This window comes from Anaerovibrio sp., assembly GCF_045637405.1.
Classification (GTDB): domain Bacteria; phylum Bacillota; class Negativicutes; order Selenomonadales; family Selenomonadaceae; genus Anaerovibrio.
This window is the reverse complement of record NZ_JAZTZI010000169.1, coordinates 43,101-51,676: the sequence shown is the minus strand read 5'-3', so window position 1 is coordinate 51,676 and position 8,576 is coordinate 43,101. Positions and strand designations below refer to the sequence as shown.

General features: G+C 45.0%; 10 protein-coding genes. 9 read left to right on the top strand and 1 reads right to left on the bottom strand.

Annotation, left to right across the window (positions count from 1 at the left end):
• From ACKI5G_RS12360 to ACKI5G_RS12350, 3 genes are all read left to right on the top strand, one after another.
• On the top strand, positions 1-625 hold a 625-nt coding region (locus ACKI5G_RS12360), incomplete at its 5' end, for an ATP-binding protein (RefSeq protein ID WP_407400786.1).
• Between the two features lie 101 nt (positions 626-726).
• Positions 727-1,113 (top strand): hypothetical protein, encoded by a 387-nt coding sequence (locus ACKI5G_RS12355; RefSeq protein WP_407400785.1) that lies wholly within the window; start codon positions 727-729, stop codon positions 1,111-1,113.
• Between the two features lie 19 nt (positions 1,114-1,132).
• Positions 1,133-1,675 (top strand): M48 family metallopeptidase, encoded by a 543-nt coding sequence (locus ACKI5G_RS12350; RefSeq protein ID WP_407400783.1) that lies wholly within the window; start codon positions 1,133-1,135, stop codon positions 1,673-1,675.
• 46 nt (positions 1,676-1,721) lie between these two features.
• Here ACKI5G_RS12350 and ACKI5G_RS12345 read toward each other — a convergent pair whose 3' ends face one another.
• A complete protein-coding gene (locus ACKI5G_RS12345; protein ID WP_407400781.1) occupies positions 1,722-2,627 on the bottom strand; it encodes a DMT family transporter in 906 nt (301 codons plus the stop codon).
• A gap of 288 nt (positions 2,628-2,915) precedes the next feature.
• Here ACKI5G_RS12345 and ACKI5G_RS12340 point away from each other — a divergent pair, with 288 nt between their 5' ends.
• From ACKI5G_RS12340 to queA, 6 genes are read left to right on the top strand one after another with little or no spacing between them, the layout of a single operon-like run.
• Complete coding sequence (locus ACKI5G_RS12340; protein ID WP_407400779.1) at positions 2,916-3,773, top strand: shikimate dehydrogenase; 858 nt, start codon at positions 2,916-2,918, stop codon at positions 3,771-3,773.
• A gap of 22 nt (positions 3,774-3,795) precedes the next feature.
• Positions 3,796-4,410 carry a Holliday junction branch migration protein RuvA gene (gene ruvA, locus ACKI5G_RS12335; RefSeq protein WP_407400777.1) on the top strand — a complete coding sequence of 205 codons (615 nt, stop codon included), beginning with the start codon at positions 3,796-3,798 and terminating at the stop codon, positions 4,408-4,410.
• A gap of 6 nt (positions 4,411-4,416) precedes the next feature.
• Complete coding sequence (ruvB, locus tag ACKI5G_RS12330; protein ID WP_407400775.1) at positions 4,417-5,436, top strand: Holliday junction branch migration DNA helicase RuvB; 1,020 nt, start codon at positions 4,417-4,419, stop codon at positions 5,434-5,436.
• Complete coding sequence (locus tag ACKI5G_RS12325; protein ID WP_407400773.1) at positions 5,436-6,056, top strand: epoxyqueuosine reductase QueH; 621 nt, start codon at positions 5,436-5,438, stop codon at positions 6,054-6,056. The genes ruvB and ACKI5G_RS12325 overlap by 1 nt, the downstream gene beginning before the upstream one ends.
• A 10-nt stretch (positions 6,057-6,066) precedes the next feature.
• The gene (locus ACKI5G_RS12320; protein WP_407400771.1) at positions 6,067-7,518 is read left to right on the top strand and encodes a SpoIID/LytB domain-containing protein; all 1,452 of its coding nucleotides are present in this window, start codon (positions 6,067-6,069) and stop codon (positions 7,516-7,518) included.
• Between the two features lie 22 nt (positions 7,519-7,540).
• Positions 7,541-8,572, top strand: a complete 1,032-nt coding sequence (gene queA, locus ACKI5G_RS12315; RefSeq protein ID WP_407400769.1) for a tRNA preQ1(34) S-adenosylmethionine ribosyltransferase-isomerase QueA — start codon at positions 7,541-7,543, stop codon at positions 8,570-8,572.
• Positions 8,573-8,576 lie beyond the last annotated feature (4 nt).

Sequence of the window (8,576 nt, the reverse complement as noted above, 5' to 3'; positions counted from 1 at the left end):
TAATGGGGTGCTGTTTTTAGATGAATTGCCGGAATTCAGTAAACAGACACTGGAAGCTATGCGCCAACCCCTGGAGGACGGTGTGGTGAGCATTGCCAGAGTAAATGCATCACTTACTTTTCCATCACGTATCATTTTATGTTGTTCAATGAACCCGTGCCCTTGTGGTTATTACAATGATCCGGAAAAACAGTGCGATTGCTCCTATCAGGAAATCAGACGCTATAATCATAAAATTTCCGGCCCGTTGCTGGACCGGATAGATATTCAGATTCGTGTTCCCAGAGTAACCTATAAGGAATTGACAGCTACTGAAAAGGCTGAGCCATCGGCAGTTATCCGCCAACGGGTGGTGGCTGCTCGCCAGCGTCAGCTTAAACGGTTTGAAAAATATGGTATTGTATGTAACGCCCAGATGACCAGTGCCATATTAAAGGAAACCTGTCATGTTACCAAGGAGGCTCAGCAAATTCTTCGTTCAGCTTTTATAGAAAAGAATTTGTCCGCCCGTTCTTATGATCGCATCAAGAAGGTAGCCCAAACTATTGCGGACCTTGATAACAGTGATGAAATAAAGGGCATCCACCTGGCGGAGGCTATACAGCTGAAGAATGATATTAGATAATGCTATTAGAATTATAACGGGCTAATGACTTTTCTGTGCTAAGATTATATAATTAAGTTCAGAGAATTAGCTTCACTATTGATATGCAAGGGGGGATAGCGGTGAAGATGGATTCTGTACAAAACAACAGTAACGTGCTCTGGCAGCAGGCTCAGGAGAAGAAAAAGAGCAATAAAGGAGTTCCTGTCAGCGATGAATTTTCCAAGATGTTACAAAATATGAGGGAATATAAACCAGCCAATTACGATGACTCTATTAAGGTTGATGATAAAACTACGGTGACGACACAGGTATTGTCTGATGGTTCCACTCTTACCACTGTCAGAAAAGAGGGGAAGATTATCTCTCAGAGTAAAACCCCTGCGACTCATCCGGAAAAAAATCCAACAGTAATTTCAACAGAAACTGTAAAGGGACTTAAACAGGAAGATGAGGAACAGTCACAAAATGTGGTTAGCCCTGATGTGACAGCAAAAACAGTGATTTAAAAGAAATATGATAAAAGCAATGGCAAATTTGCCCAATGGGCATCCCGTGCCCTTTCGGGGCAAAACATACACCTTGGAAATAACCAGTACATTGGGAAAACCGATGGTAAAAATCGAAGAAGAACGGTTGATGGTGAACTTTTATGCACCTCATCCCAAGGTTCCGGTGCAGGTCCCATTAGTAAAGTGGTATCGTCAAAGAGCAAAAGAATATCTGACACAACGTGCGGCATTTTGGTCAGAAAAAATGGGAAAGGCCTACAATAAAATTTTCATTAAGGATCAGGAGTCCCGGTGGGGCAGCTGTTCCAGTCTGAATAACATAAACTTAAATTGGCGTATAATAATGGCCCCGGATGAGGTTATAGATTATCTGATAATTCATGAGCTGGCTCATTTGCAGGAAATGAACCATTCCAGACGATTTTGGCGGTTGGTAGGTCAGTATGACCCTTCGTTTAAAAAACACGTAAAGTGGCTTAGGGAAAATGGACGAGGATTATTTTTGATATTGCCAAAGCTGCCAGTCAGCATTATTAATAAGGTGACTTTTTATTGTTGAGTTACAAATATAGAGACAGTACAGTTGAAGAATGATATATAGCAGTCTATTTCCTATGAATAAGCGACAAATAAAGAACTGGGCAGAGTATCATCACAGTTCCAATGAATTCCGGCAACTGATATAGTACGTCCAGTAACCACACGGAAAGAAGAATGGCACTGACTGGTTCTACAAGCTCGTAAATGGCGGCTATATGTGGCTTTATGTACTTCAGGCTGGCCAGGAAGGTCCAAAAGGCAATGGCAGTGCCAAAGAGGACGGTGTAAACTACGTTGAAAATGGTAAAGGCATCCAGTTCTGTTGAATCGGTAATAGTCCATGGATGAACCAGCGGCAATAGAACTGTTCCGCCAAGTAAAAGTCCCCAGCCAGTTACATTTGAGGGACGGAAGGTTTTCATCAGGTAGCCTGGTTGTACGGTGTATACTACGCCAGCTATGGGGAGCATGATTCCGTAAATTATGCCATCTTCCGATACGGAAAGGGTGGTCATATCTCCGTGGGTGGCCATGACGGTGGCGCCGAGTACAGCGGAGGTGCAGCATAGGGCTTCATAAAAGTGGGGCAGGCGGCGTCTGCGTAAAGCCATCCAAAGAATGGTGGCAATAGGAGCAAGGCTTACAAATACAGTAGCCATGGCCGCATTCATGTGTTCAACGGCTGACAGATAGGCATATTGCACCCACATTATGGTAATAAAACTAAAAATAAGCATCTGACAGATATTCTTTGTACCCTTCCAAGGTGCGAAGAATTCTTTTTTATATATGAAATAATCTGCTATTAAAAGAACAATACCAGCAAAGAACATGCGCACCGTTACAACCCACATGGCCGGCAGGCCTTTATTCTGAAGCAGGTACTGGCTGGTAACTCCCATTATGCCCCATAGAATGGAACCCGTAATGGCAAGTGCCGCTCCTTTTTTTGCAGGAGACAGATTAAGCATTAATAATCACCTCTATTATTATGTGTAGCAAAACGTAAGTATTATATCATAGATGAATATTATTAGGATAAAATTAATGAATGTAGAACTGAAATCCCTTGATTATTTAAACCACAAAACTGAGATTTTACAATAACCTCTTTTTTTTACACACATTCAATATCCATAAATTAGGTTTTTATTCCTTTATTTAGGAATGTTTTTGGATTTCCTATTATGGTATAATATTAAAGATATTCTTTTACTGGAAATAGATGTTTTTTGAGATAGTTTTGAGGTGTTTGGCTTATGATTACTGGGAAGACGAAGACGCTGGCGGTTATTGGCAATCCTGTGGCCCATTCACTGTCACCGGTGTTTCAGAATGCGGCTATTGAGGCAGCAGGGCTGGATTACATTTATACTGCATTTCCCGTGGCGGATGGCAAGCTGGAGGCGGCGATAAATGGCATGAAGGCCATGGATATTTCTGGCCTTAACGTCACTATTCCTCACAAGGAAAGGGTTATGAAATACCTCGATTCTATTGACAAGGATGCGGAAATCCTTGGGGCAGTGAATACCATTGTAAATAAGGATGGCGTTTTAACTGGCTATAATACAGATGTAAAAGGCTTTGTCGGTGGTATGAAGGAGAAGGGCTTTGACCCAAAAGGGAAAAAGGCAGTCCTACTTGGTGCCGGCGGGGCGGCCAGGGCCATTATTTGGGGCCTGATTCAGGAAGGGGTTGCTTCTCTTACCATTGGTGTGCGTAATGTACCAAAGGTTCGTCCTCTTGTGGAATATTTCTCCAAATATATGGAAATAACCTTGCTGGAGTGGAGCACTGGGGAATTTGAGGCTGCGTTGGAAAGGACCGAGCTTCTCATTAATGCCACTCCACTGGGGATGTGCCCCTATGTGGAGGCTATGCCGCCTGTGAATTGGGACAGGGTGCCAAAGGGGATTTTGGCCTATGATATTATCTATACCCCGGCGGAAACTCTTTTCTTAAAGACAGCCCGTGAGCATGGTTGCGATATTCTCAATGGTGAGGCGATGCTTGTAGGGCAGGGGGCTGAGTCCCTGCGTCTTTGGACTGGTATTGAGCCGGATACTGAGGTGATGAAAAAGGCTTTGCGTCAGGCTTTGGAAGAACGAAAATAATAAATCGGAGTTTTGATTTTAGATGATTGGTTTTTTAAAGGGAAAAGTAGAATTCATTTTTATAGATTATTGCCTTCTGGATGTTGGAGGCGTGGGCTATAGGGTATTTGTGTCCAATAATACAAGAGCCAGACTCAGACAGGGGCAGGATACCATGCTGTTTACCCATCTCAGCGTTCGTGAGGATGCCATGCAGCTTTATGGTTTTTCCACCCAGGAGGAGTATGACCTGTTTCAGCTTCTTATTGCCATTAGTGGTATCGGACCAAAGGTGGCCATGGGTATTATTGGCGCTATCACTCCTGATGGACTGGCCCAGGCGGTGCAAAACAAGAATGTAAAGGCTCTTACCGCACTGCCTGGTATCGGCAAGAAATCTGCAGAGCGCATGATTCTTGAATTGAAGGATAAGCTGACCTTCAGCAGTAATAATGATGATGTACAGCATGTTGGAGGCCTCTTTGGTGAATCCCAGGTGGGCGAGGATATCTTAAGTGAGGCAACAGCGGCCCTTCTATCTCTTGGCTACAGTCAGGCGGAGGTCAATACAGCCTTCCAGAATATGGGAAAAATTGATCCGGAGTCTGATGTACAGAATGTAATTAAGTTGGCGTTAAAACAGCTTTCCAGGAGGTGATAGGGGATGGAGGAAATAAATTTTGGTGATGACCGAATTGTTACCATGAATGAGCAGTCAGGAGATGACTGGCAATATAGTCTGCGTCCCCGTCACTTGCGGGAATATATCGGTCAGGACAAGGCCAAGGATAATCTGGATATTTTTATTAAGGCGGCTCTTAACCGGCAGGAGGCCTTGGATCATGTGCTGCTTTACGGCCCTCCTGGCTTGGGCAAGACCACTTTGGCGGGTATTATCGCCAATGAAATGGGGGTTAATTTTCGCATAACCTCTGGTCCTGCCATTAATCATTCCGGAGATTTGGCAGCACTTTTAACTAATCTTAATGAACGTGATGTACTCTTTATAGATGAAATTCACCGTCTTTCACGAAATGTGGAGGAGGTGCTTTACTCTGCCATGGAGGATTTTGCCCTGGATATTGTTATCGGTAAAGGGCCAAGTGCACGCTCCATACGTCTTGATATTGCACCATTTACATTGATTGGCGCCACCACCAGAGCGGGAGCCCTGGCAGCTCCTTTGCGTGACCGCTTTGGAGTGATTTCACGTCTTGAATACTACAAGCCTGAGGATTTGGTGCTTATCATAAAGCGGGCGGCGGAGATATTAGATATTGGTATAGAGGACAAGGGGGCACTGGAAATTGCCCGTCGTTCCCGTGGTACTCCCCGTATTGCAAATCGCCTGTTAAAGCGTGTCCGGGATTTTGCTCAGGTAACAGGAGATGGGGTTATTACTGATCAGATTGCGGATGAAGCCTTGATGCGCCTTGAGGTGGACAAGATGGGCCTTGACCACACTGACAGACGTATGCTGGATTCCATGATAAAGAAGTTTGGTGGCGGACCTGTGGGTATAGATACTCTGGCGGCGGCCATCAGCGAGGAAAATGACACTATTGAGGATGTCTATGAGCCATATCTTTTGCAGCTTGGGTTTATAAACCGTACCCCAAGGGGGCGTACGGTGACCAGAGCAGGTTATGAGCACATGGGCATACCTTATCCGGAGATGGACTGATGAATTTATTGCTTCACATGTGCTGTGGGCCTTGCTCCTGCTACCCGGTCAAGAAGTTGCGGGAGGATGGTATCGAGCCTACGGGATATTTCTTTAATCCCAATATTCACCCTTATAGGGAATGGGAAATGCGGCTTAATGCGGCCAAGGATTTTGCCCGGAAGGTGGATATGGAAATAATCATTGATGAAAATTATATGCTTAGGGATTTCCTGAAAAAGGCTTTGGCAGCAGAGTCAGTGGAAAATGGTCGCTGTCGCATGTGCTACACCTGGCGTTTGGAGCAGGCGGCCAAATTTGCGGCGGAAAATGGCTTTGAGGCCTTTACATCAACCTTGTTTTACAGTATTTATCAGCAGCATGAGCTTATGAAGGAAACGGCTCAGCATTTTGCTGATATATATGGCGTGAAATTCTATTATGAAGATTTTCGTCACGGATGGCAGGAGGGCATTGACATCAGCAAGGAGCTGGAGCTTTATCGTCAGCCATATTGTGGGTGCATTTTCAGCGAGGAAGAACGCTATAGCAAAGCCATAAGAAAACAGCGGAAAAAGGAAGCCAAGGCCAGAAAAAGGGCTATGATGGAAGCGGCAGAAGGGGATAATGATAATATTTGAGGTGGATTAAATGATAAAAAAAGCTTTACATAAAAAAATTGCACAGTGTATGCTGGCAGCCTTTATTGGTTCCCTGGGAACCATAGTGATGACCTGCGGTATGCCATCTACTGAGGCCAGTGTTATCACTCCGGATACCGGTACCAAGCCAGCTGCAGTACCTAAGAAGACGGATCCGCCTAAACCAGCTTCTTCTTCAACTCATAAGGATGAGAAAAAAGAGGAGACTGCTCCAACCTGGAAGCGAAATGCCGGCGTGGATAATGTTATCAGAATTGGTGTTGGCACAGGAGTAGTAAAGGGGGTTATTAGCTCCGTAAACGGTATGAATGCCCTGGGGGGTGATGATGGCAAAAAATATGGTGATTATAAGAGCAATATAGCGGCCAGCATTTCTGCAGAGGGAAATAAACTTGTCGTAAACGGCAAAAACACCGGCGTTTCATCCTTGGTGTTTGCTCCTGTGGAGACAGCAACCAGTGGCAAGATTAAATATAATGGACACGAATATCGTGGGCAGATGGTGGTTAGTGCTGAAGGAGGTAAGCTTCTTATCGTAAATCGCCTGTCTTTGGAGGACTACATCAAGGGGGTACTGCCTTCTGAAATGACTCCATCCTGGAACAGCGAGGCCTTAAAGGCCCAGGCGGTGGCAGCAAGAACCTTTGCCTTATATACAAAAAATCAGAAAGCTCATCTGGGTTCCGGCTACGATCTTTGTGACTCCACTCACTGTCAGGCTTATGATGGACTTGCCAATGAAGCTGATTCAGCGTCAGCGGCGGTGGATGCCACCTATGGTCAGATTATGACTTATCAAGGTAAGGCAATATATGCACCATATCATTCTTCCTCCGGCGGATCTACGGAAAACTCCGAGGATGTTTGGGGTAACTATCTGCCATATCTGCGTTCAGTACGAGATGACGACAGCAAATCACCTTATCATAACTGGTCTGTACGTTTCACTGCGGCCCAGGTGCAAAAGCTGCTGAGTGCTGCTGGGAAAAATATAGGCAAGCTTAAGGGGATTTCCATGACAGCAGTGAAGGGCAGCTCCAGCGTCAATGGTGTATTGGCATCCGGCAGAGCAAACGGAGTAAAATTTGTGGGTACAGGTCAGACCATCGTATTGAGCGGTCAGGATGTACGGAAGATTTTCGGCCTTAAGAGCACCTATTTCAATATTCGCACCGAACGGCCAGCTACCATACCACCTATCAAGAAGGAGGTTAGAGGCACTGGTTCCACCCAGACCATTGATGTAGCTCCAGCGGCTATGCATGGCACAAATCTTAAGGTGGAGGGTGACAATGTAGCCATAATTTTTGATGGCCACGGCTTTGGTCATGGCTTGGGTATGGCTCAATACGGTGCCAAGGCTATGGCAGATGCGGGCAAGAAATTTGATGAAATATTGCATCACTACTATACAGATGTGGAAATCACAAAGCTGTATTAATATATGGGAGATAACTTAAAGAATGAAATTAACGGAATTTGACTATGATTTACCAGAGGAGCTTATTGCCCAGACACCGGTGGAGCCTAGAAATTCTTCCCGTCTTATGGTGCTGGATCCTGTGGATGAAACTATAGAGCATAGACATTTTTATGATTTAAAGGAATATTTGGAGCCGGGGGATACCCTGATTTTTAATGATACCAGAGTTTTGCCGGCAAGACTTTTGGGCTGGCGCGAGGGCACTGGCGGTAAGGTGGAGGTTTTCCTTCTCAGACGTATTGACGGTGATACATGGGAAACCTTGGTAAAGCCAGGCAGAAAGGCCCGTGAGGGCCAGGTGGTCCGCTTTAGTGATGAGCTTACGTGTACTGTGCAGGATAGTACAGATTTTGGTGGCCGTATTGTAAAATTTAACTACGAAGGTATTTTCGAGGAGATACTTGACCGCCTGGGTGAGACGCCGCTGCCTCCATATATCCACGAGAAGCTGGAGGACAGTGAGCGCTATCAGACGGTATATTCCCGTGAAAAGGGATCCGCAGCAGCACCTACAGCTGGTCTCCATTTTACCAAGGAGCAGATGGCAGAATTAAAGGATATGGGGGTAAACTTGGGCTTTGTTACTCTTCATGTGGGGCTGGGAACCTTTAGACCAGTAAGTGTTGATAACATTGAAGAACATGTTATGCATAAGGAATATTACAGTATTTCCCAGGAGACGGCAGATCTCATAAAGGCCACAAAAGCGGCAGGGAAGCGGGTTATTGCAGTTGGTACCACCTCTATCCGAACCCTGGAATCTGCGGCTACATCTGTGGGAGAGATAAATGGACGTACTGATTGGACAAATATCTTTATTTATCCTGGATATGAGTTTAAAATAGTAGATGGGATTATTACAAATTTCCATCTGCCGAAGTCAACCCTTATAATGCTAATCAGTGCCTTTGCGGGACGTGAGTTTGTGCTGAAGGCTTATGAAGCTGCTGTGAAGGAGAAATATAGATTCTTTTCATTTGGGGATGCTATGATGATAAAACGGAAGGGATAATTCG